A 19888-nucleotide genomic window follows, 5' to 3' on the forward strand; every position below is an offset into this window, starting at 1 on the left:
AGCGACAGCAAAAGAAGGCGTTACCTGCACATGGCCAGCGCTGAATACGTGTTCAAAGCTGACGAGAAACCGGCGATGGCGGGCAGTCCGTATAAGCCCAGGCTGTCGCCGGCCAGGCGTGGCATATATTTTGTCGTAGGCTTATTCCTCGGAACCTGCACGACGCTGTGCAACGGCCTGGTGGCGAGCAATCTAGGCGTAATCTCTGGCTCTATTGGTGAGTACACGGCTCAGGTCTCATGGTTGGTGGCAATTTTTCTGGCGATCAATGCCAGCGCCAACCTGACCTTGGTCAAGGCCCGGATACAGTTCGGAATCCCTTTGGTTACGGCAAGCATTGTCGGTACCTACATCGCTGCCTGCGTGCTGCAGTTACTGTGGCCCACTCTGACAACTGCGGTCATTGCCACGGCGATCAACGGCTTGATGTGCGCGACGTTGATCGCCTTGAGTACCTATTATCTGATGCAGGCCCTAGCCCCATCGGCCCAGCCGATGGCCCTGATTATCAGCGTAGGGCTTACCCAGATAGGATCGCCGGTGGCGCGCATGATTCCCGTGGAATTTCTCGCCTCGGAACATTGGCTGGGGCTGCACTTGTTGAATCTAGGCATTGGTATGGCGGTGTTGGGTGTGACGTTGGCGGTGCCTTTGCCACGCAGTGATAGGGCCAGTGTGTTTTCTGCCTCGGACGCAGTCGTGATTGTATTGCTGGTTTCATCCTTCCTGCTGTTTGCCGGTGTGCTTGGCCTCGGCCGGAGCTATTGGTGGACCGACGCGCCCTTTCTCGGCTGGATGCTGGTGGCGGCTATCTCGTTGCTGGTGACGGTGGTGTTCATTGAACGACGTCGGCGTCAGCCGCTGTTGCAATTGGAATGGCTGGGCAGTTTCGACTTGATGCGTTTTGTTGCGATTGCGCTGCTGGTTCGGCTATCGCTGGCCGAGCAGACTTTCGGCTCGGTAGGTTTGCTATCAATGGGCGGGCTCAATAACGATCAGTTGCGTGTCCTGTTTGCGTGCGTACTGGTGTCGATGCTGATGGGGATCGTCGTCGCTTGCCTGACGTTGTCGCCCAAACGTATCCCCTGGCAGGTCATGGTCGCGGCGTTGTTTATCGCAACGGGAGCGTATCTGGACTCGCAATCCACCAGCCTTACGCGTGCGCCGCAACTGTACCTGAGCCAGTGTTTGATTGGGTTCGGGGCGACGCTGTTCATCGGGCCTGCCTTGATCTTTGGCTTCCTCAAACTGTTCGCGAAGGGACCGCAGTACATGGTCACGCTCGTGGTTTTGTTCGGGGCGAGCCAGAGTATCGGCAGCGTGGCAGGGTCGGCTGTAATGGGCAGCTACGAGTTCATCAGAACCCAGTCCCATACCGCTAGTCTGGCGGACAGTACGCCGCTCACCAATCCTCTTGTCGTAACGCGCCTCGCGATTGGCGAGGCGTCACTGTCGGGTCATATAACCGACCCGGCACAGCTCCAGCAGCACGGCAGCAAGCTGCTTGGACAAGCGTTGCAGCAGCAGGCCCGCGTACTGGCGTTCAATGACGTCTTTTGCATCGTGTCCGTGCTGGCTTTTGGCACCGCGCTATATGTGTTTTATCTGCAAATGTCGGCTTTTTTCCTCTCGCGCATCCGTCGCGAGCCTGAGATCGTAAATGACTGATTCCATGACTGTTCCATCAGATGTTGAACACACTGCTTCTCATTGGTCGCCCCCGCCGAGGGGCCGTTTGCAAGGCATCATCATGGTGCTGGCTGCGATTGGCGTTATTACGATCGTCCTGTACATCTGGAAATTGCCGCCTTTTGACGCAGGTTTGCAACAGACAGATAACGCCTATGTGAGGGGGCGAACCACGGTGATTGCCCCTCAGGTCAGCGGCTATATCGTCCAGGTGGCCGGGCAGGATTTCGCGCAGGTCAAGCGGGGCGAGGTCCTTGTGCGTATTGACGATGAGGTCTATCAGGCGCAGGTAGATGAGGCGACGGCCAATCTTGCCGTCGCCAAGGCCGACCTCTCCAACAACCAGCAGGCGCACGCTGCTCGCATGGCGGGCATCGAGAGTCAAGTTGCAGCTACGGCCGGTGCGCAGGCGCGCTTATTGCGTGCCCGCGCTGATATGCAGCGCGCAAACGCGTTGGTCATGGATGGCGCCATTTCTACGCGCGAGCGCGACCAGGCACGAGCCGAGTTCGGTCAAGCCCGGGCCGAGGTACAGCAGGCGGGTGCGCAAGAGTCGATTGCTCGGGAGGAGTTGCGTACCGTGGATGTCGGCCGTGAAGGTCTGGAAGCCCAGGTGCGGGTGGCACAGGCAAAACTGCGTGCGGCTCAGATTGATCTTAATCACACGGTCATCCAGGCGCCGGAGGATGGCGTGCTCGGAGAAGTGGGCGTGCGGTTGGGCCAATTCGTGACCCACGGTACACAATTGATGTCGGTAGTGCCCGCTGATCACTGGATAGTCGCGAACTACAAGGAGGCGCAGACTAAGGCTATTGCGCCCGGGCAGATCGCGACGCTCAGGATTGATGCGTTAGGAGGGGCGACGCTAAAGGGGCATGTCGAGCGGCTCTCACCAGCGACGGGCTCGGAATTCGCGGTGCTCAAGCCGGACAATGCAACGGGCAATTTCGTCAAGGTACCGCAGCGTATCGGGGTGCGCATATCTGTTGATCCGGACCAGCCTTTCGAGTCTTCGCTGCGCCCGGGCATGTCGGTTGAGGTCGATGTCGATACGCGTCATCGGTGAGGAGGCGGCTATCAGCATTCAGTTGCTGTTGAGAGTCCCCAGGACCCCTCCGTGAATTTCCCTGACTTCTTACGAGCTGAAAGCATCAGCGCTTTTTGAGCATCATTGAGTTCGGGAACCGGGCGATTTTGTTGACCTCGTCAGGCGGCATGTTCAGACATATCCACCACTCAATCATGTTCAGCATCGGTTCTGCCGCTTTGGGTATTGGAGGAGCGGTTCAACGGTGAAGCGCGCTACGGACCGGTAACAGGCCGCAGCGCCGAGGAGAGGGGAGAGAAAAAGCGAAAGGGTTCAGCCGTGAATATGTTCAGCCGCATGCATGGCCAGGTAGGCATCCAGCTTCTTGTCTTTCAAACCCAAGGTGTCGAGAATTTGGGCCATGAAACTGACCGGCGCGCTGCCAGGAGCCGTGACCACACCTTGGTCGGCAACGGCGTACGGTACGTCTTGGTAATAATCTGCTCCGCGATAATGCACCTGCTTGAGGTTGTCAGCGGAGTTGGAGGTGTGCTGCAAGTGATCCAGCACTCCAGCCTTGGCCAGTACGCGGGTACCGTCACAGATTCCCGCCACGACGATGTTCCTGGCGTGAGCCTCACGGACCAGCGCCTCGATGGCGGGGGCGTTGTCTGTTCTCCAGATCGGGCCTCCCGGCACAATCAGCAAGTCGACATCGTCCAGCCGAATGGCCTCGATGGCCAGGTCGGGAATAATGGTCATGCCACCGGATGATGTCACTTGCTTGCCACCGGGAGCGGCAAAACAAGTCTCGAAGCCATAGTAGGCACGGCCCGTGGAATTGATCAGCGCGGGCTCCCAGTCAGAAAAATTCTCGGTGAGGATAGTAACGGCACGTACCATTTGAGTGTCCTTCTCAAGTTTCCATGATAATCAGCAGCAACCTGCCCAGTAGGGTTGTCCTGGTGGGCATTGCCGTCGAGTGTACTCGCCAGCGGGGGTGATGGGTGGTGTGGTGGAGGATTGGCAGTATGTGTTTCAACTGACAATGACAGTGATCAACGCGGCGGTATATTCAGGCGTGAAAGGTTGAGAGGGTGTTCTGGTGCGCTGCACAACTCGCCGTTGGGCAGCAAGTCTGCCTCCAGCGCAGCGGTTGTAGAGCGGCCCAGCGCCTGCACTGGGTAAGCATAAAGGCCGTGCATTCAAAACGTGCGCGGTGATTGAACCGCTGGCGGGATGGAGTCGAACCGTTGCGCAAGGTTCCAGCCTGATAGCCGCTGCAGCTCATCGACATCGATCGACTCATCTTCCTGCGCGGTGTAGCACTCGTCACCACTGCGCCTGTCATCGGGATAGACCATAAAACCACCCCGGCCGTCAGGGCAGTCAGGCAGATACACCGAGGTCAGGTTGCGTTGCTCATCGAGGTGCGCATTCAAGCGCGCGATATAGACGCCCATCGAAACCGCCACACCAATAACCAGCACCACGCAGACGACCAACTGGCTGGCATAGCTGGCGCCCAGCTCATCACGACGCACGGGCGACATGACACGACCCTGTCTGCTCAACATTCTGGCCAATCAGAAACCAGCCACTGCCTCCCATGCGTACCAACTGAGTTTGCTGTGGAAGGATGCCCACCATCAGCGCGAGGAAAATCACGGCTAACAGCACCCCTTTGATCATCGAATACAGGTTCATGACGGTGACGAGCTCTGGATAAGAAGAGCCTTAGCCTAAGCAGCACGGGGTTAACACCAGGTAAACATCGCAGGAAACAGCCCGACTTCCGCTATCCTTCACACCGCTGAGCACCATCTGCCCGAGGGTTTTTCCGTGCATATTCATCTGCTGCTGGTCGAGGACAACCTGGACCTGGCCACCACTGTCATCGAGTACCTGGAGATCAGCGGAATCGTCTGCGATCACGCCAGCAATGGCCAGGCCGGGCTCAACCTGGCGCTCAACCAGCATTACGACGTCATTCTGCTGGACATCATGCTGCCGCGACTGAACGGCCAGCAGTTGTGCGCAGGGTTACGCCAGCAAGGCATCCAGACCCCCATCCTGATGCTGACCTCGCTGGATGCGTTGCCCGACAAGCTCGCCAGTTTTGCTGCGGGAGCCGACGACTATCTGGTCAAGCCGTTCGAGCTTGCCGAGCTGGTGGCGCGGATTCGCGCCTTGAGCCTGCGGCGCAGCGGCCAGACCAGCCGCCTGCAAGTGGACGACTTGGTCATGGAGCTGACCACCCGCAAAGTCAGCCGGGCAGGGCAGGAGCTGCATCTGTCACCCATTTGCTGGGCCTTGCTGGAGCACTTGATGCGCGCCAGCCCCGAGCCTGTTCCCAGGGAGCGGTTGGAAAGCAAAATCTGGGGCGATGAGCCGCCTGACAGTAATACGCTCAAAGTGCATATGCATCGGCTGCGCAAGACGGTAGACAAACCTTTTGGCCGGCCATTGATCCATACCCTGGCGGGTGTCGGCATCCAGGTAAAGGCCCATGCGTAGCGGCCTGAGCCTGAAGTGGGTAATCAGCGGCAGTTTCCTGTGTCTGATTGCGGTGGTGCTGGTGATCTATAGCAGGCTGCTACCTGAATTCACCGTGCGCGGCCTGTTCTACACCGCCAGCGCGATGATGGAGGAGGAAGCCCTGTATTTTCTCCGGCACTACAAACAGGACCCGACCACGCCGACGCCGCACAATTACTACTACACCAGCGTCATCGGCAAGGAGGCGTTGCCGCAGGACGTGCGCGAGTTGCTGAATGCACCGCCGAGCCTGTCCTTTGGTGCGGTGAATATCTTCGGCGATCTCTATTCCGATGACGACGAGGCGCCGTTCCATATCGTTCTCGAACAACCTCTGGGCGACGGCAAAACCCTCTACATGTATGACATCGACCACGATAAGGAAGTAGGGGGAGAGGTGGAGACGCCATTGTCCGACGCCTACTTTGACCAGGTACTGGAAAGCGTCCAGCTCATCAGCCTGGCCGTATTCGTGCCGGCGCTGATTATCATCGCGCTGTTGGTGTGGTGGTTGGTGCGTCCGCTGGGACGTCTGATCCAATGGTCCAGCACCCTGAACAATCCTGACGCCCTGGCCAGCGAGCGGCCGGGTTTCAACTTCAAGGAGTTCAATATGTTGGCCGATGCCCTGGCCAAAAGTGTTGAACAAGTGCAGGCCGCCAGCCAGCGAGAAGGCCGTCTGTTGCGCTACACCAGCCATGAACTGCGCACGCCGCTGGCGGTGCTCAAGGCCAATATCGAATTGTTGGCCCTGCAATCGGGTGGTGTGCTACCACCCTCGTTGCAGCGCGTAGAACGCTCGGTGCTCAATATGCAGCTCATCGCCGAGACATTGCTGTGGATGAGCCGCGAACGTCCAGAGTCGTTGCCCGAGGAAGACGTTAATCTGAGCGAAGTAGTTGGCGAACTGATTGAAAGGCACCGCTACCTGATCGGTCACCGGGATATTGAGCTAAGCATCGACATCCACAACGAACCTTGCCGGCTGCCCCCTACGGCGTGCCGTATCGTGATCGGCAACTTCCTGCGCAATGCGCTGCAATACGCGGAAGAGGGCACGGTGGATATCAGTTTCAAATACCCCCGGCTGGTGATTGCCAATTACATCAGTGAGGTCAAGCCGCGGCAGGAGTCCGATGATTTTGGATATGGGCTTGGGTTGCAGTTGATGCGGCAGTTGTGCGCAAAGCTGGGCTGGCAGATTGAGGTGATCCGCGAGCAGCAACGGTTTACGGTCATTCTTGATTTTACGAATGTACGGGACACGCCGCCGGCAGACGGCGCACCTGTAGTCTGTTGAACGATTGTGTCTAAGCGAGCTTCACATTCATGGTGATGTGGGCGGTGAAGACCTTGACGCCGCCCGAATCGAAGATCTCCACCGGCACGATCTTGTCTCCGGCGGTTTGCCAATCGATAGCGCTGCCATCGGCAACAGCGCGGATATCGGTTTTCGCCTTGGCCAGATATTCCACAGTCATGCCTTTGGGAATCCAGCGTGCGCCTGCGGGGATCGACGCGTCGGTCATCATGCCGCCGGCCAGTTCGGCGGCGTTGCACAGTGCGATGGCATGCACCGAGGCCAGGTGATTGGTGATTTCCTTGCGAAACGGCACGGTGACCACCGCATGGTTGGGTTTGAGCTCCGCGATCTCGGGAGTGATGGTGCTGAAGTAGGGTGCCATCTGGCACGCCAGGTTGCTGAATGCGGCGGGGCCTACGCTATTGAACATGCTCAGGGCTTGGCTCATCGGAATATCCTCAAGGGTCATTTACAGAATAATATTCTGTAACGGAACAATATTCTGTTGATTCCACGACTGTCAACCTGAGCTTTCTCTGCCGGTCGTTCAGCCTATAAACTGTTTTGATTTGGCGTTCCTCCATGCACTCCATCGATCTCATCGAGCGCACCTTCCCCGGCAGGCGCAGCGACCTCAAGCGCATCATCCTGCGCGAAGCACTGGCGTGTTTTAACGAGGTGGGCATCGAGGCGACCTCTATCGAAACCATTCGCGCGCGCTGCGACACCAGCGTGGGCGCTATCTATCACCACTTCGGCAATAAAGAAGGGTTGGTCGCTGCGCTGTTCTTTGCGGCGCTGGAGGACCAGGCCAGCCTGCGTGACCATTATCTGCAAGCAGCGGACACCGCCCACGCAGGCGTCGTCGGGCTGGTGTACAGCTACGTTGAATGGGTGACCGCACAGCCGGATTGGGCGCGGTTCGTGTTCCAAAGCCGCTTTGCCGTCTCCAGCGGGCCGTTCAAGGACGAGCTGCTTGCACGCAACAAACAGCGCAACCAGCAGTTGAAGGAATGGATGAGCGGGGAAGGGCGCAAGGAGCATTTCAGTCACTTGCCTGCCGAGCTGATCCCTTCGCTGATCATTGGCGCGGCGGAAAGTTACTCGCGTGCGTGGTTGTCGGCGAAGGTCAAAAAGAGTCCATTTGAATACCGCGAACTGCTGGCTGAAGCAGCGTGGAAGTCGATCAGCCTGGGTTAGTCAGTCCACATACACAACCGATCCCCTGTGGGAGCTGTCGAGCTTTAGCGAGGCTGCGAAAGCGGTGGTTCAAACGATGATCCTTTCGGTAATGCCCCACCTGATCAAATTCCTTCTGAGGCTATACTTGCCTCCTTCCAACCAATCGAGAACCCCATGAGCACGTCTCTTTCCCTGACGCCCGTGCGCAAGCCCGTCGCGCCACTGATCGCCTTTATCATCCTGGTGGCGGGCGCGCTGTTCCTGCAGAACATGGTTGGCGCACGCCAGGTGTTGCTGCTGGTGGTCGGCGCCGCGCTGGGCCTGACGCTGTATCACGCAGCCTTCGGTTTCACCTCGGCCTGGCGCGTGTTTATCAATGATCGGCGTGGCGCTGGCTTGCGTGCGCAGATGGTGATGCTGGCGGTAGCGGTGGTGCTGTTTTTCCCGGCGCTGGGCGCGGGCACTTTGTTCGGCCAACCGGTGGCCGGGCTGGTGGCGCCGGCGGGTGTGTCGGTGGTGTTCGGGGCGTTTATCTTCGGGATCGGCATGCAGCTGGGCGGCGGCTGTGCGTCGGGCACCTTGTTCACCGTCGGCGGCGGTAATGCGCGGATGTTGGTGACACTGCTGTTCTTTATCTGCGGCTCGTTGATCGCCACCCATCACGTCGACTGGTGGTTTGCACTGCCATCGTTCCCGGCGGTTTCCATTGTCAAAAGTTTCGGTGTGCTGCCGGCGCTGGTCCTGAGCCTGGCGGTGTTCGCGCTGATTGCTATGGTGACCGTGCGCCTGGAAAAACGTCGCTATGGTCAACTTGAACAAGGCGTGCAAAGCGAGCACCAAGGGCTACGCCGCTTTCTGCGTGGGCCATGGCCGTTAGTGTGGGGCGCGATTGGCCTGGCGCTGCTCAACTACGCCACCCTGGCCTTGGCTGGGCGGCCGTGGGGCATTACCTCGGCGTTCGCGCTGTGGGGCGCCAAGGTGGCGAGCGGGCTGGGCGTGGACGTTGCCAGCTGGGCATTCTGGGAGATGCCGGGCAATGCCAAGGCCCTGGCTGCACCGGTGTGGGAAGACATCACCAGCGTCATGGACATCGGCATTGTCCTCGGCGCGCTGCTGGCCTCTGGCCTGGCCGGGCGTTTCGCGCCCAGCCTGAATATTCCAGCGCGCTCGTTGATCGCGGCTGTGATCGGCGGCCTGATGCTTGGCTACGGTTCGCGCCTGGCCTATGGCTGCAACATCGGCGCGTACTTCAGTGGCATCGCCTCGGGCAGCCTGCATGGCTGGGTGTGGCTGGTGGCGGCCTTTATCGGCAACGGCGTGGGCGTGCGCCTGCGGCCCTTCTTCTTTGCGGGCGAACGGCCCCAGGTGGCCTTGAGTGGCTGCTGAGCAGTCCACCCACATTCGCCTGGCGCGCGCGCAAGATGCCGGTTTGTTGCCCGCCATCGAGCAGAGCGCAGCCCAGGCATTTCGCGCAATCGAAGGGCTGGCTTGGCTGGCGGATGCCGCGCCGATCGGCGTCGAGTGCCATCGGCAGTGGATCGCGCTATCGACCTGTTGGGTGGTGGTTGATCACCACGATCACCCTCAAGGCTTCCTCAGCGCAGAACGCTTTGGCGACGACCTGCATATCCATGAAGTGTCAGTGGCTCAGCCGCTCCAAGGCCAGGGCTGGGGGCGCAGATTGGTGGAAACGGCGATAGATCATGCCCGCGCCCAACACCTGCGTGCGGTGACGCTGACCACCTTCGTGCATGTACCCTGGAATGCTCCGTTCTATCGGCGCCTGGGCTTTGCGCCTCACGTTGATTCGCGTCTGGAAACGATCCTGGCGGACGAGTACGCCCATGGCTTCGAACCCGGCAGCCGTTGTGCCATGGCGTGCCCGGTGACATGTCCGAATCCGTCCTGAAGTAGTCTGCCTTGCGTCTGTCGCGCACTGTGGGTGGTCCTTACCATGGCGTGCATCGTTTACCCATTGATGCAAGCCACAAGGACTGTCCATGACCCATAAAGCCCTGATCGTGATCGACGCGCAACATTCATTCCGCCATTCAACCTACTGGTCCGAAAACGACCTGCCCGACTATCTGGAAAAACAGCAGGCCCTCATCGATGGTTGTGTTCAGCGCGGCATCCCGGTGGTACAAGTCTTCCATGTTGAAGACCAGGGGCATTTCTCCATGCAATCGGGCAACGTCAGGGCATTGAGCGAGCTGTCGATCAATCCACAGTTGGTGATCCACAAGCGTTACCACAGCGCCTTCGCCGGTACGCCCCTGGCCGCTCGCCTCACGGAGATGGACGTCACCACGCTGATCATCAGTGGCATCCGGACCGAGCAATGCTGCGAGACCACCACGCGGCAGGCGTCGGACAGCGGCTTCAAGGTGGACTTTGTCAGTGAAGCGACATTGACGTTCCCCATGACCCACCTGCGTAGCGGCCGGGAGTACACCTCTGCGCAAATCCGCGAACGCACGGAGCTGGTGCTGGAAGAGCGTTTTGCGCGCATCGTCACGGTCGAACAGGCCTTGGAAGGATGAACCTGTGAGCGTACCGGTGCTGTTCGTGCTGTTGCCCAATGTGCTGATGCTCGACCTGGCGGGGCCTGCTGAAGTGTTGCGCCTGGCCGCGCAAGCCGAGGACCCGGCGGCGGTGGATTTCGACCTGCAGTACGTCAGCCCGGTGGAGTCGCTGCACAGCTCCATCGGCTTGCCACTGACCGGGCTGGCGCCCCTGCCGCAGACTCTGGAACCCGGCACGCTGGTGGTGCTGGTGGGCTCCACGATGAACGTATCAAAGGCCCACCAAAAGGCTTTCGAATCGGCCAGCCATCAGCTCACCCTGTGGTTGCAAAACGTCGTCGCGCCCTCGGCCGAGCGTCTGGTGTGCGTGTGCGCCGGCGCATTGAGTGCCGCCAGGGCCGGGCTGCTCGATGGGCGCCAATGCACCACGCACCATTCTCTGTGCGCCACCCTGCAGGCCCTCGCCCCCAAGGCCCGGGTTCTGGAAAACCGCCTGTACGTCACCGATGGCGCGGTCAGTTGCAGCGCCGGTGTCACAGCGGGTATCGACCTGATGTTGCACCTGGTTGCCGAACTGGCCGGGCCACGGCTGGCGTGCGCGGTGGCGCGAGACATGGTGGTGTACCTGCGCCGCAGCGGCAGCGACCCGCAGTTGTCGCCCTGGATAACCGGGCGCAATCACCTGCACCCGGCGGTGCATCGTGTGCAAGACGCCATCGCCGCCGCGCCCTGTGAAACCTGGACGGTCACCCGTATGGCGGCCCTGGCCTGTACCGGCAGTCGCCACCTGGCGCGCTTGTTTCAGGAGCATGTCGGCACCAGCCCGCTGGACTATCTGCACCGCCTGCGCCTGGCCGTAGCCCGTGAACTGCTGGCCGAGTCGGCCCTGGACATTGAAGCCATCGCCGAGCGCGCAGGCTTTGGTTCTGCGCGGCATCTGCGGCGTATCTGGGGCAAATATGAAGCGGCAACCCCTTCAGCCATGCGCCTTACTCAGCAGGCGTCTCGACAGCCGTGACCGGCTCTTGGCCGGCCTCGGTCGCCAGCTTCAAACGGTCCGCCTTGCTGATGTATTTGTCTTTGCTTTTAGGTGCCAGCTTGGCGCTGGCCTTTTTCGCTTTGGCTTTGAAGAGCTGCTGAAGTTTTTTCTGGCGGTTCATGTTTCGTTGCCTGAAGGGGAAAGGCGCGGATGATACCAGTTTCAACAAATGTGACCGGGCCCTGGGTTAATGCCAGTCAGTTAAGGCAGAGCCGGTAACTGTGGCGAGGGAGCTTGCTCCCGCTGGGCTGCGTAGCTGCCCCAAAAAAGCTGGGAGCGCTGCGCACTCCAGCGGGAGCAAGCTCCCTCGCCACGGGCTCAGCGCGCCAGGAACTGGGTGATCAGCGTGGTTATCTGCTGCTGGATCAAGGGTCGTGGCCGTGCGCCTTCGCCGTCCTGGCAAATGATGCTGTCACCGGGCACATCCGCGTCGAGTACCGCCGCCGCGCCGGGTTTGCATTGCAACATAAAGCTGAAGTGATTGGCGTCGCTGATCTGCACGTACTGCGTCGAGGCTTTTGGCAGCCGCTTGGCCATGTCAGCCGATTCCATTTGCGCCGGCAAATCCGCTGACGGCACACCGGCAGCGATTACCAACGCCGGCACCGGCAATGCCGCTAGGCTCGCATCGGTAAAGCCGCGCGACAGGCCCAAGTCCAGAGACACCACAGCGGTCACGCGCTTGTCGCTCAAGTCCGCGGCCACTTGAGCCTTCCCGCTCGGCGTACCTTCAGGGTTCATCTCACGGTAAGCCTTGCACGCCACCAACGTCGGATGGGCGTCGCAGTCCCGGGCAAACAACGCCGGGTCAAAACGCGCCCCCGCGCTCTCCATGACCGTCCAGCCCCCCAGGGAATGGCCTATCACCGCGATCCGGCCACTATCCGCCGCGCCAAATGGCGTGGCCTGCGCCAGCAGCGCATCAATGGCCCGGCTCAAATCCTTGGGCCGTTGCCACAACTGCGCGGCGGCTTGCGCGCTGCGATCCTGGCTGGTGGTGCCAGGGTGATTCACTGCCGCCACGATATACCCCTGCCGGGCCAGCGCACTGGCCAACCACGCCTGCTTGCCCCAATTGCCACCGTAGCCGTGGGAGAGCACCACCACCGGATGTTTACCGGGCGTCGGTGCGGCATCAGGCACCGCAAGCACACCGATGAACACCAGGTTGTCAGCGATCAGCTTGGGTTGGGCGGTGCTGGTGGAGGGGTACCACACGGCCATTTCCAGTGGGCGAATGTTGTGAGTGTCAGGGATGGTGGTGGTTTGGAAACCGATGGGGTCGTTGGCGAGTGCAGGCCCAGTCAGGCTGATCAGGAGCAGGGCGGCGAGGGGGGCTTTCATTGTTTTTATCGTCCTTGAAATGAAGGACGCAGCATGACCTGAAACGAGCGGTTCAGGTAGAGGGGAGGCGGTCACCCGCCCCCCCAATAATCAATCAGCTCCTTATAAACGCCAGCAAATCCGCATTAATCGTATCGGCATGGGTAGTAGGCATGCCATGCGGGAAGCCCGGGTAGATTTTCAGCGTGCTGTTTTTCAACAATTTGGCGGACAGCACCCCGGCATTTTCATGGGGGACGATCTGATCATCGTCGCCATGCATGACCAATACGGGAATCTGGATGCTCTTCAGGTCTTCGGTGAAATCGGTCTGGGAAAACGCCACGATCCCGTCATAGTGCGCCTTGGCACAGCCCATCATGCCTTGCCGCCACCAGTTCAGGATGATGCCCTCGGACGGCTTGGCGCCTGGGCGGTTATAGCCGTAGAAAGGTCCGGCGGGAACGTCCTGATAGAACTGTGCGCGGTTGGCTTTCAGTTGCGCCTGCAAGTCGTCGAACACTGACTTGGGCAGGCCACCAGGATTGCTCGGGGTCTGGACCATCAAAGGAGGGACGGCACTAATGATGGCGGCCTTCGAGACGCGCTCTTCACCGTGGCGGGCGATGTAATGAACCACTTCACCGCCGCCGGTGGAGTGACCGACATGCACCGCAGTTTGTATACCCAGGTGCTCGACCACCGCCGCAACGTCGTCGGCATAGTGGTCCATATCGTGCCCGTCCCAGACCTGGCTGGAACGCCCGTGGCCACGCCGGTCGTGGGCAACGACCCGGTAACCTTCGCCCAGGAAAAACAGCATTTGCGCGTCCCAATCATCTGCGCTCAGTGGCCAGCCATGATGGAAGAAAATGACCTGGGCATCGCGTGGGCCCCAGTCCTTGTAGAAAATTTCAACACCGTCTCGCGTGGTGACGTAGCCCATGTTCGCCTCTCCCAAATGAAATGATGGCCTGATCGAATCGCGATCATGGCGCTGGATTGACCCACTGCGGCCCATGCGTGTCTGGCAAGCGCGCCGCCTACCAATTGCCGCCTTGGCCGCCCAATGACTTTAGGTTTAAAGTCAACTTTAAGGTCAATGGTTTTTTGTGGGTGGTACATGAGAATAGGCGAGTTGGCAAAAATCAGCGGGTTGGCGGCCTCACGCATCCGCTTCTACGAGGCGAGCGGTCTGATCCAATCGGTTGAGCGTAAATCCAACGGCTATCGGGACTATACGCCCGGCACCGAGGCGGTGTTGGAGATCATCAAGGGTGCCCAGGCAGCCGGTTTCTCTCTGGAAGAAATCCGGCAGTTAATGCCCCGCAGTGCCGGTGGTTGGCAGCATGACGAGCTGCTCAGCGGGCTCAAGCACAAGGTCGAGGAAATCGAGGTTCTGCAACAACGGCTGGCCCAGAACAAGGCGCAGTTGCTGAACGTCATCAAGGGCATCGAAGGCAAGCCCGAGGGCATGGCCTGTGCCGAGAATGCGCAGATGCTGATAAACCGTCTGCGCGAGGAAGGGGGCGCTCCAGCCTCATCCACAAAAAAAAGCGCCCGCCGGGCCCCGAGGGCCTGACCGGCGCACGAGGTTCAGCGTTCGCCAATCAGGTTGACGAGCGGCTCTGGCGCATAGAGTGCGCTCTGGAACTCGGGTACGTATTCGTACTTCACCATTTTCCCCAGCTTGAGGTCGCGCAGGTAATCGGACAGGCTGCCATCGCCTAGCGTGAGGGTGGCTGAGTCTGCGTCACGGCTGGAGCCATGGCTGAGCTGGCGGGAAACCGCATACCCATAGGCCAGTTGGCCGTGGTGATCGAGATTGGTGAAACTGCTGGTGACCAGGTCCATATCACGGGACAGCTTCTCAAGCTTTTTAGCCTTGAACGACACGTCCAGTTTGCCGGTCTTGCTATCGGTAATGTCATACACCACCGAGTGCCCATCCTCTTTGCGATCAATGCCGGTCAGCCATTTCGGCAGGTTGTAACCGACCACCCCGCGCACCCGCGCCAGCTCGGTATTCACCGGCAGCTTGAGCACATAGCCCCAAAAGTCCTGCGACATCGACTGGCCCACCAGCGTAAAGGGGCCCAGGTTGGCTTTGCCAGGTTTGTTCGTGATGATCGACACGGCGACTTCGTTATAGGCGTCGTTATCGCAATGCTCATAGGTGTACGCAGTAAACGCGATCAGCCCGCGACCCGGCCAGACTTGCAAGGGCTGCACGGCGGCCAGTACCTGCGGTGGCATCAACGCCCGAAGCTTATCGATGTCGGCTGTATAGACTGCTGTTACCCGACTGTTCTGGTAGTAAAAATTGGGCGAGTAGGATTCAAAACCGATGTCGACCTTGTGCTTTTGCAACCCTTTGAACCAGCTTAAATCAACCCCGGGTAATTCTGCTGCAACCACCGACAACGGCGGGTTGGAGCGAAAGCGGTCGTACAAGCCACCCTTGACGACGGGCACCTGCTGGCCGGCGATATCGATGTGGGTTGTGTCGTTGGGGCTGGGCATCTCGGGCGTTCCGGCCAACGCAAGGTTGGCAAAAGGGGTGAGCAGCAATCCGGTTAAAATGGCGCTTGGAATGTTCAATCGGTTTTCTCCAGAGAGGGGCTAGGCGCTATCGTTCGTGGGACAGCTCGGTTATTACGGCGAGTGCGACGGCCTTGGGCGATTGCGGGTTCTGGCCCGTGATCAGGCGGCCATCGGTGATGACAAATGAGGTGAACGGCACCCAGCCCTTGCGGTAACGCGCCCCTTGGCTCAGCAGCCGGTCTTCAAGCAAGAACGGCACCTCACGCTTCATGCCCGATAGCAGTTCTTCGCGATTGGAGAAGCCGGTGATGTTTTTGCCCTTGATGATCGCGTTGCCCTGTTCATCCTTCAGATCCAGCAGGCCCGCCACACCGTGGCACACGGCCGAGACGATGCCGCCCTGGTTGTAAATGGTTTGGGCGACACGTTGCAGGTCGAGGTTGCCAGGGAAGTCCCACATGACACCGTGGCCGCCGGTGAAGTAGATCGCGCGAAATTGCGACGGATCGACATTGGCGATGGGCAGCGTGTTTTGCAGCCGGGCGCGAAAGGCCGGGGACTGCAACTGTTCACGCGCCGCCTTATCCATGTACAGCCAACCGAGGCTGCGCTCGTCCAGAGGCACAGCACCTCCTTTGGGGCTGGCAAATACCGTCGTGTAGCCAGCCGCTTCCACGACCTCGGTGAAATGCGTCAGCTCTGTCAGCCACAGGCCCGTGGTATCGGGCCTTGAGGGGTAGCTGGCGTGGTTGGTCATGATCACCAGGATCTGGCGATTGTTTGCAGCGGCCGTGGAAGGGCCGGGTTCAGCCTGTGCAAATGTCATAAGCGCGCCACCTATCGCTACCAACGCAAAAGAAATAAGGGTTTTGAGCATGATCCAGGGTCCAGTAATCCTGTCGGTTGGTGCATGCTCACCTTAAACCTCGCTTTAAGGTCAACCCCTGCTTTGGCAAAAAAAAACCGAGTCGTCTTGGGGCGCGACGGCTCGGCTTTTTTTGGGCGTGTTGAACGTTTAGCCAGCTGCTACAGCCGCCTCGCGCTCCATCAACTTATCGACCAACAACATTCCCAGCTCACTTAACTGATGAATCGCCAACGCGACGTCGCGCTGTTTACCGGTCAGTTCATCCGACAGGTCGAGCAGCAGGGCGGTTACTGAGGAAAAGGTTTCATAGCTATTGGCGACGAGCATTTCATTGCTGGCATCGTCGGCAACGCTGAACAGCGGTGTCGAGGGTGGAGGAGAGGGTTCGGCGTTGGGGTTGAGGGCGTGATCGATCGCACGACGGGCTGCCTGATCAAGCTTCAGGTTTGGATCGTTTGGAGGGTTTGGGGTGACTTTGTACATATGCGTAATTCCTGAATGGGGCCGACACCGTTTCGCTACTAAACGAAAGGGTGGCAGCTGTACGCAGGTTAGTAGACCGGGGAATTACACAAAGCCGGCGCGCCCGAAGGCGCCCTACGCACAGCCACCATCAGGCACAGACAGGAACGTCTGATAGATGAAGCTCATGCACTAAGTGTAATTGACCCTCGGGCTACTAAACCCGATCACTGAATTGTCAGCGACCGGGCCACCTTAGAGACGCCCATCCAAGCGCACAAGCCGGCGGATTCTGACGCAACTGTAGGCAACGGAGCAAGGTGGTGCAGCTTGCTGTAGGACGGGTCCACATCAACGCTGGCCCACTCACCCACTCCCTGTAGGAGCGAGCTTGCTCGCGAAAAACCATAGGCGCCGCGTTCATTCTGGATGAACACATTATCTTTACGTTCTTCGCGAGCAAGCTCGCTCCTACAGAGAGGATGCCTCAGTCGCGACGCAACGTTTCGGTCTTGAGGACACAAGCGCTAATAGTATTGCTCGGCTGCCTGCGCGGCGGCTGGACTAGGATTTTTTCTGGCGGTGCACACCGACATTAAAAATTCACTGGCATCTACAAGGAGTAGCCAGTAGGCTACATTTGAATCTGTGACCAATACGATCGGCAGGACGCCCGAGTTCGATACATGGCTCGACGGTATGAAGGATGTGTGGGGTAAGACGGCTGTACTGATCCGCCTGGATCGAGCCGAAGAAAACAATTTTGGCGATTGCCAGCCTGTAGGCGATGGCATGAGTGAAATGCGTGTGTTTGTCGGGCCCGGCTACAGGATTTACTTTGTGCGCACGGGCATCACCGCTTACCTGATGCTGTGGGGAGGCGATAAAACCGACCAGAAACGAGGAATCAAGCGGGCAAAAGAGATTCTCGATGCCCTGAGAGGTCAATGACATGAGTAAGTCGACATTCAAACCAGAGGACATGCCGATCCTCGAGCTGGATACATCCGGCACCAGCGCCTATGAGGCTTCACGTTTCCTTGATAGCCCGCAAACCATCAGTGCCTATCTTGCGCAAAGCATGGCGTGCCATGACCCGCAAGTCCTTATGAAGGCGCTGGCCGAGGTTGCCAAGGCCCAGGGAGTGAACAAGGTTGCCGAAGCGGCGGGGGTGAATCGGGAGAGTCTGTATAAAACCCTGAAAGGCAGCTCAAAGACGCGTTATGAGACGGTCCAGAAGCTGATGCTGGCATTGGGGGTGGAACTGACGGTGCGACCGATTACCGCGACTACCGCTAAAAAAACGGCTGTCATCGGCAAAACCTGATGGACCAAACAGAGGACGGTTTTGATGAAAATAGATACGTCCCTTTTTTTCGACAGAGCGCCCATCCCTTACGAAGGGGATAAAGCCATTTACGAGAGAAGCGTGTTGATATGCGCCTGGTCTTGTAGGAAATCGACCTCTAGTAGCGTAAGGCTTCCTCTATAATACTGGTTGTATATCCAGTATTTGCGGGTCTGCGCGCTCACGAAACGAAAATGAGTGAAAAATGGGCCTGTGGCAAAAAAAAGCAACTCCGTTAGGTTGAGGTCCTCTCCTTCAAGAAAGGAGAGTTCTTAATCAAGTGAATGGAGTCACAACATGAACAAACCACAAACCCAGACACCTCTTCGCCATGGTCGTGTCACATCCCCTTCCAGCCGTGGCGCAGTCGCCGTGGATCTTGGCCTGCTGGAAACCTGGCAGGTCAATGAAATGGAAGGCGGCAAGAACTTCCCGGCACTGACGGCCGGTCCGTTCCCGGCGCCTTACCAAACCGACAGTGACAGCGTCACCCCGCCAGCCGACGGCTTCATCCTCAGCGGTGGCAAGACCGATGCCCGTGACTGCATCAACTTCACCCACGAGGAAATGGCCAAGAAACTCGGTCGCGCCTTCACCTGGCCGCTGCTCAATGTCGAGCCGGGTCAGACCTTCAAGGTCACCTGGGCATACACCGCGCCGCACACCACCCGTGGCTATCGCTGGCTGATCACCAAGGATGGTTGGGACCCGAAACAGCGCATCACCCGCGCACAGCTGGAAACCCAGCCGTTCGCTGAAGACTTCTATGCCCAGGTGCCGTACTACAGTCATGCAGGCGAACTGAAGGCCAAGGTCAATCATGAAGTGAAACTGCCGGCCAACAAGAAGGGCCAGCATGTGATTGTGTTGATGTGGATCGTCGCCAACACCGGCAACGCCTTCTATCAAGCCTTCGATGTGGACTTCAAATAAGCCCGCACCGTTAAACCCACACGTTCTGAAGGATTAGAACATGTCAAAGATTGACTTTACCTCACTGCAATCGCCGCTCAACGATGCCGCTTCGCTGATGCCGAGCATTGCCGGCAAAAAGATCCTCATGGGCTTCTGGCACAACTGGCCTGCCGGCCCGAGCGATGGCTACCAGCGTGGCCAGTTCGCCAATATGAGCCTGGTGGATGTGCCAAAGGATTACAACGTGGTGGCCGTGGCCTTCATGAAGGGCAACGGTATCCCAACCTTCACCCCGTACAAGCTGTCCGACGCCGAGTTCCGTCGCCAGGTGGGTGTGCTGAACAGCCAGGGCAGGGCGGTGCTGATTTCCCTTGGCGGCGCCGATGCACACATTGAACTGCATAAAGGCAACGAACAGCCACTGGCCAGCGAAATTATCCGCCTGGTGGAAACCTATGGCTTTGATGGCCTGGATATCGATCTTGAACAGAGCGCGATTGATTTCGCCGACAACAAGACTGTCCTGCCCGCCGCCTTGAAACTGGTCAAGGACCACTACGCAGGTCAAGGCAAACACTTCATCATCAGCATGGCACCGGAGTTTCCGTACCTCACCACCGCCGGCAAATACGTCGGTTACATCCAGGCGCTGGAAGGCTATTACGACTTCATCGCCCCGCAGTATTACAACCAGGGGGGCGACGGCATCTGGGTGCAGGAGGTCAACAATGGCAACGGCGCCTGGATTGCCCAGAACAACGACGCGATGAAGGAGGATTTCCTGTTTTACCTCACCGAAAGTCTGGTGAGCGGAACGCGCGGGTTTACCAAAATCCCTGCCGACAAGTTCGTCATTGGCCTGCCCGCCAACGTCGATGCGGCTGCCACCGGTTATGTAGTCAACCCGACAGCCGTGACCAATACATTCAAGCGTTTGCACGACAAAGGATTGTCGATCAAGGGCCTGATGACCTGGTCGGTGAATTGGGACAACGGGATCAACAAAGACCATGTGCCCTACAACTGGGAGTTCAGCCGCCGTTATGGGCCGATGATCAATGGCACTGATCTCGCTGGCCTGGAGCAGGAAGAGGCGGATCTGGAGATCGCCAATCGGCAGTAGCG

23 protein-coding genes and 1 pseudogene are annotated in these 19888 nt (G+C 58.9%); 14 read left to right on the top strand and 10 right to left on the bottom strand.

The window, feature by feature from the left end:
- The first annotated feature begins 30 nt into the window (after positions 1–30).
- Entirely contained in the window at positions 31–1668 is a 1638-nt protein-coding gene (locus OC445_RS17815; RefSeq protein ID WP_198790814.1) for an MFS transporter, read from the top strand.
- Positions 1661–2755, top strand: coding sequence for an HlyD family secretion protein (locus OC445_RS17820; RefSeq protein ID WP_198790813.1), 1095 nt, complete (start codon positions 1661–1663; stop codon positions 2753–2755). Before OC445_RS17815 ends, OC445_RS17820 begins: the two co-directional genes overlap by 8 nt.
- Positions 2756–3049: 294 nt before the next feature.
- Here OC445_RS17820 and OC445_RS17825 read toward each other — a convergent pair whose 3' ends face one another.
- The 3 genes from OC445_RS17825 to OC445_RS17835 all read right to left on the bottom strand — a co-directional run bounded on the left by OC445_RS17825 (position 3050) and on the right by OC445_RS17835 (position 4423).
- Positions 3050–3619 carry a type 1 glutamine amidotransferase family protein gene (locus OC445_RS17825; protein ID WP_034126170.1) on the bottom strand — a complete coding sequence of 190 codons (570 nt, stop codon included), beginning with the start codon at positions 3617–3619 and terminating at the stop codon, positions 3050–3052.
- Between the two features lie 302 nt (positions 3620–3921).
- Positions 3922–4269, bottom strand: coding sequence for a hypothetical protein (locus OC445_RS17830; RefSeq protein WP_198790812.1), 348 nt, complete (start codon positions 4267–4269; stop codon positions 3922–3924).
- Positions 4250–4423 carry a hypothetical protein gene (locus OC445_RS17835; protein ID WP_014719228.1) on the bottom strand — a complete coding sequence of 58 codons (174 nt, stop codon included), beginning with the start codon at positions 4421–4423 and terminating at the stop codon, positions 4250–4252. The genes OC445_RS17830 and OC445_RS17835 overlap by 20 nt, the downstream gene beginning before the upstream one ends.
- A 135-nt stretch (positions 4424–4558) precedes the next feature.
- Between OC445_RS17835 and OC445_RS17840 the strand changes: the two genes are divergently transcribed.
- Both OC445_RS17840 and OC445_RS17845 read left to right on the top strand, forming a co-directional pair.
- Positions 4559–5233: a response regulator transcription factor gene (locus OC445_RS17840; protein ID WP_034126172.1), complete on the top strand. Its 675-nt coding sequence runs from the start codon at positions 4559–4561 to the stop codon at positions 5231–5233.
- Positions 5226–6554, top strand: a complete 1329-nt coding sequence (locus tag OC445_RS17845; protein WP_057977047.1) for a sensor histidine kinase — start codon at positions 5226–5228, stop codon at positions 6552–6554. Before OC445_RS17840 ends, OC445_RS17845 begins: the two co-directional genes overlap by 8 nt.
- 10 nt (positions 6555–6564) lie before the next feature.
- Here OC445_RS17845 and OC445_RS17850 read toward each other — a convergent pair whose 3' ends face one another.
- Positions 6565–7005, bottom strand: a complete 441-nt coding sequence (locus OC445_RS17850; protein ID WP_198790810.1) for a hotdog fold domain-containing protein — start codon at positions 7003–7005, stop codon at positions 6565–6567.
- Positions 7006–7139: 134 nt separating this feature from the next.
- Here OC445_RS17850 and OC445_RS17855 point away from each other — a divergent pair, with 134 nt between their 5' ends.
- From OC445_RS17855 to OC445_RS17875, 5 genes are all read left to right on the top strand, one after another.
- Complete coding sequence (locus tag OC445_RS17855; protein ID WP_054921569.1) at positions 7140–7757, top strand: TetR/AcrR family transcriptional regulator; 618 nt, start codon at positions 7140–7142, stop codon at positions 7755–7757.
- 156 nt (positions 7758–7913) lie between these two features.
- Entirely contained in the window at positions 7914–9125 is a 1212-nt protein-coding gene (locus tag OC445_RS17860; RefSeq protein ID WP_034126175.1) for a YeeE/YedE family protein, read from the top strand.
- A complete protein-coding gene (locus tag OC445_RS17865) occupies positions 9115–9648 on the top strand; it encodes a GNAT family N-acetyltransferase (RefSeq protein WP_198790809.1) in 534 nt (177 codons plus the stop codon). The genes OC445_RS17860 and OC445_RS17865 overlap by 11 nt, the downstream gene beginning before the upstream one ends.
- Positions 9649–9739: 91 nt before the next feature.
- The gene (locus tag OC445_RS17870; RefSeq protein WP_019817539.1) at positions 9740–10282 is read left to right on the top strand and encodes a cysteine hydrolase family protein; all 543 of its coding nucleotides are present in this window, start codon (positions 9740–9742) and stop codon (positions 10280–10282) included.
- 4 nt (positions 10283–10286) lie between these two features.
- Positions 10287–11282, top strand: coding sequence for a GlxA family transcriptional regulator (locus OC445_RS17875; protein ID WP_198790808.1), 996 nt, complete (start codon positions 10287–10289; stop codon positions 11280–11282).
- Here OC445_RS17875 and OC445_RS17880 read toward each other — a convergent pair.
- The 3 genes from OC445_RS17880 to OC445_RS17890 form a co-directional block, all read right to left on the bottom strand.
- Complete coding sequence (locus OC445_RS17880) at positions 11254–11424, bottom strand: DUF2986 domain-containing protein (RefSeq protein WP_069558568.1); 171 nt, start codon at positions 11422–11424, stop codon at positions 11254–11256. The genes OC445_RS17875 and OC445_RS17880 overlap by 29 nt on opposite strands.
- Positions 11425–11621: 197 nt before the next feature.
- Positions 11622–12647, bottom strand: a complete 1026-nt coding sequence (locus OC445_RS17885; RefSeq protein ID WP_198790807.1) for an alpha/beta hydrolase family protein — start codon at positions 12645–12647, stop codon at positions 11622–11624.
- Positions 12648–12741: 94 nt separating this feature from the next.
- Complete coding sequence (locus tag OC445_RS17890; RefSeq protein WP_032896079.1) at positions 12742–13572, bottom strand: alpha/beta fold hydrolase; 831 nt, start codon at positions 13570–13572, stop codon at positions 12742–12744.
- Between the two features lie 177 nt (positions 13573–13749).
- Between OC445_RS17890 and OC445_RS17895 the strand changes: the two genes are divergently transcribed.
- On the top strand, positions 13750–14208 hold the full coding sequence (locus OC445_RS17895) for a MerR family transcriptional regulator (RefSeq protein ID WP_034126375.1): 459 nt from the start codon (positions 13750–13752) through the stop codon (positions 14206–14208).
- Between the two features lie 14 nt (positions 14209–14222).
- Here OC445_RS17895 and OC445_RS17900 read toward each other — a convergent pair whose 3' ends face one another.
- The 3 genes from OC445_RS17900 to OC445_RS17910 all read right to left on the bottom strand — a co-directional run bounded on the left by OC445_RS17900 (position 14223) and on the right by OC445_RS17910 (position 16521).
- Positions 14223–15149, bottom strand: a complete 927-nt coding sequence (locus tag OC445_RS17900) for an acetoacetate decarboxylase family protein (protein WP_034126376.1) — start codon at positions 15147–15149, stop codon at positions 14223–14225.
- Between the two features lie 106 nt (positions 15150–15255).
- The gene (locus tag OC445_RS17905) at positions 15256–15996 is read right to left on the bottom strand and encodes a type 1 glutamine amidotransferase domain-containing protein (protein WP_034126180.1); all 741 of its coding nucleotides are present in this window, start codon (positions 15994–15996) and stop codon (positions 15256–15258) included.
- A gap of 189 nt (positions 15997–16185) precedes the next feature.
- A complete protein-coding gene (locus OC445_RS17910) occupies positions 16186–16521 on the bottom strand; it encodes a DUF6124 family protein (RefSeq protein WP_032902107.1) in 336 nt (111 codons plus the stop codon).
- Between the two features lie 627 nt (positions 16522–17148).
- On the opposite strand from OC445_RS17910, the gene OC445_RS17915 reads away from it, so the two are divergent.
- The 4 genes and pseudogenes from OC445_RS17915 to OC445_RS17930 form a co-directional block, all read left to right on the top strand.
- The gene (locus OC445_RS17915) at positions 17149–17451 is read left to right on the top strand and encodes a type II toxin-antitoxin system RelE/ParE family toxin (RefSeq protein WP_054896297.1); all 303 of its coding nucleotides are present in this window, start codon (positions 17149–17151) and stop codon (positions 17449–17451) included.
- A 1-nt stretch (position 17452) separates the two neighbouring features.
- On the top strand, positions 17453–17827 hold the full coding sequence (locus OC445_RS17920; protein WP_262020237.1) for an addiction module antidote protein: 375 nt from the start codon (positions 17453–17455) through the stop codon (positions 17825–17827).
- Between the two features lie 318 nt (positions 17828–18145).
- Complete coding sequence (locus OC445_RS17925; RefSeq protein WP_054921583.1) at positions 18146–18781, top strand: lytic polysaccharide monooxygenase auxiliary activity family 9 protein; 636 nt, start codon at positions 18146–18148, stop codon at positions 18779–18781.
- Between the two features lie 40 nt (positions 18782–18821).
- Positions 18822–19823, top strand: a pseudogene (locus OC445_RS17930) (chitinase); the annotation flags it as partial.
- Between the last annotated feature and the right edge of the window lie 65 nt (positions 19824–19888).

The organism is Pseudomonas sp. Pse35 (assembly GCF_024519715.1).
In the GTDB taxonomy this organism is placed as follows: Bacteria; Pseudomonadota; Gammaproteobacteria; order Pseudomonadales; family Pseudomonadaceae; genus Aquipseudomonas; species Aquipseudomonas paracarnis.

Coding starts and splice junctions, on each gene's coding strand:
- OC445_RS17815 (WP_198790814.1), top strand. CDS start 31: ATGGCCAGCGCTGAATACGTGTTCAAAGCTGACGAGAAACCGGCGATG.
- OC445_RS17820 (WP_198790813.1), top strand. CDS start 1,661: ATGACTGATTCCATGACTGTTCCATCAGATGTTGAACACACTGCTTCT.
- OC445_RS17825 (WP_034126170.1), bottom strand. CDS start 3,619: ATGGTACGTGCCGTTACTATCCTCACCGAGAATTTTTCTGACTGGGAG.
- OC445_RS17830 (WP_198790812.1), bottom strand. CDS start 4,269: ATGTCGCCCGTGCGTCGTGATGAGCTGGGCGCCAGCTATGCCAGCCAG.
- OC445_RS17835 (WP_014719228.1), bottom strand. CDS start 4,423: ATGAACCTGTATTCGATGATCAAAGGGGTGCTGTTAGCCGTGATTTTC.
- OC445_RS17845 (WP_057977047.1), top strand. CDS start 5,226: ATGCGTAGCGGCCTGAGCCTGAAGTGGGTAATCAGCGGCAGTTTCCTG.
- OC445_RS17850 (WP_198790810.1), bottom strand. CDS start 7,005: ATGAGCCAAGCCCTGAGCATGTTCAATAGCGTAGGCCCCGCCGCATTC.
- OC445_RS17855 (WP_054921569.1), top strand. CDS start 7,140: ATGCACTCCATCGATCTCATCGAGCGCACCTTCCCCGGCAGGCGCAGC.
- OC445_RS17860 (WP_034126175.1), top strand. CDS start 7,914: ATGAGCACGTCTCTTTCCCTGACGCCCGTGCGCAAGCCCGTCGCGCCA.
- OC445_RS17870 (WP_019817539.1), top strand. CDS start 9,740: ATGACCCATAAAGCCCTGATCGTGATCGACGCGCAACATTCATTCCGC.
- OC445_RS17880 (WP_069558568.1), bottom strand. CDS start 11,424: ATGAACCGCCAGAAAAAACTTCAGCAGCTCTTCAAAGCCAAAGCGAAA.
- OC445_RS17885 (WP_198790807.1), bottom strand. CDS start 12,647: ATGAAAGCCCCCCTCGCCGCCCTGCTCCTGATCAGCCTGACTGGGCCT.
- OC445_RS17890 (WP_032896079.1), bottom strand. CDS start 13,572: ATGGGCTACGTCACCACGCGAGACGGTGTTGAAATTTTCTACAAGGAC.
- OC445_RS17895 (WP_034126375.1), top strand. CDS start 13,750: ATGAGAATAGGCGAGTTGGCAAAAATCAGCGGGTTGGCGGCCTCACGC.
- OC445_RS17900 (WP_034126376.1), bottom strand. CDS start 15,149: ATGCCCAGCCCCAACGACACAACCCACATCGATATCGCCGGCCAGCAG.
- OC445_RS17905 (WP_034126180.1), bottom strand. CDS start 15,996: ATGACATTTGCACAGGCTGAACCCGGCCCTTCCACGGCCGCTGCAAAC.
- OC445_RS17910 (WP_032902107.1), bottom strand. CDS start 16,521: ATGTACAAAGTCACCCCAAACCCTCCAAACGATCCAAACCTGAAGCTT.
- OC445_RS17920 (WP_262020237.1), top strand. CDS start 17,453: ATGAGTAAGTCGACATTCAAACCAGAGGACATGCCGATCCTCGAGCTG.
- OC445_RS17925 (WP_054921583.1), top strand. CDS start 18,146: ATGAACAAACCACAAACCCAGACACCTCTTCGCCATGGTCGTGTCACA.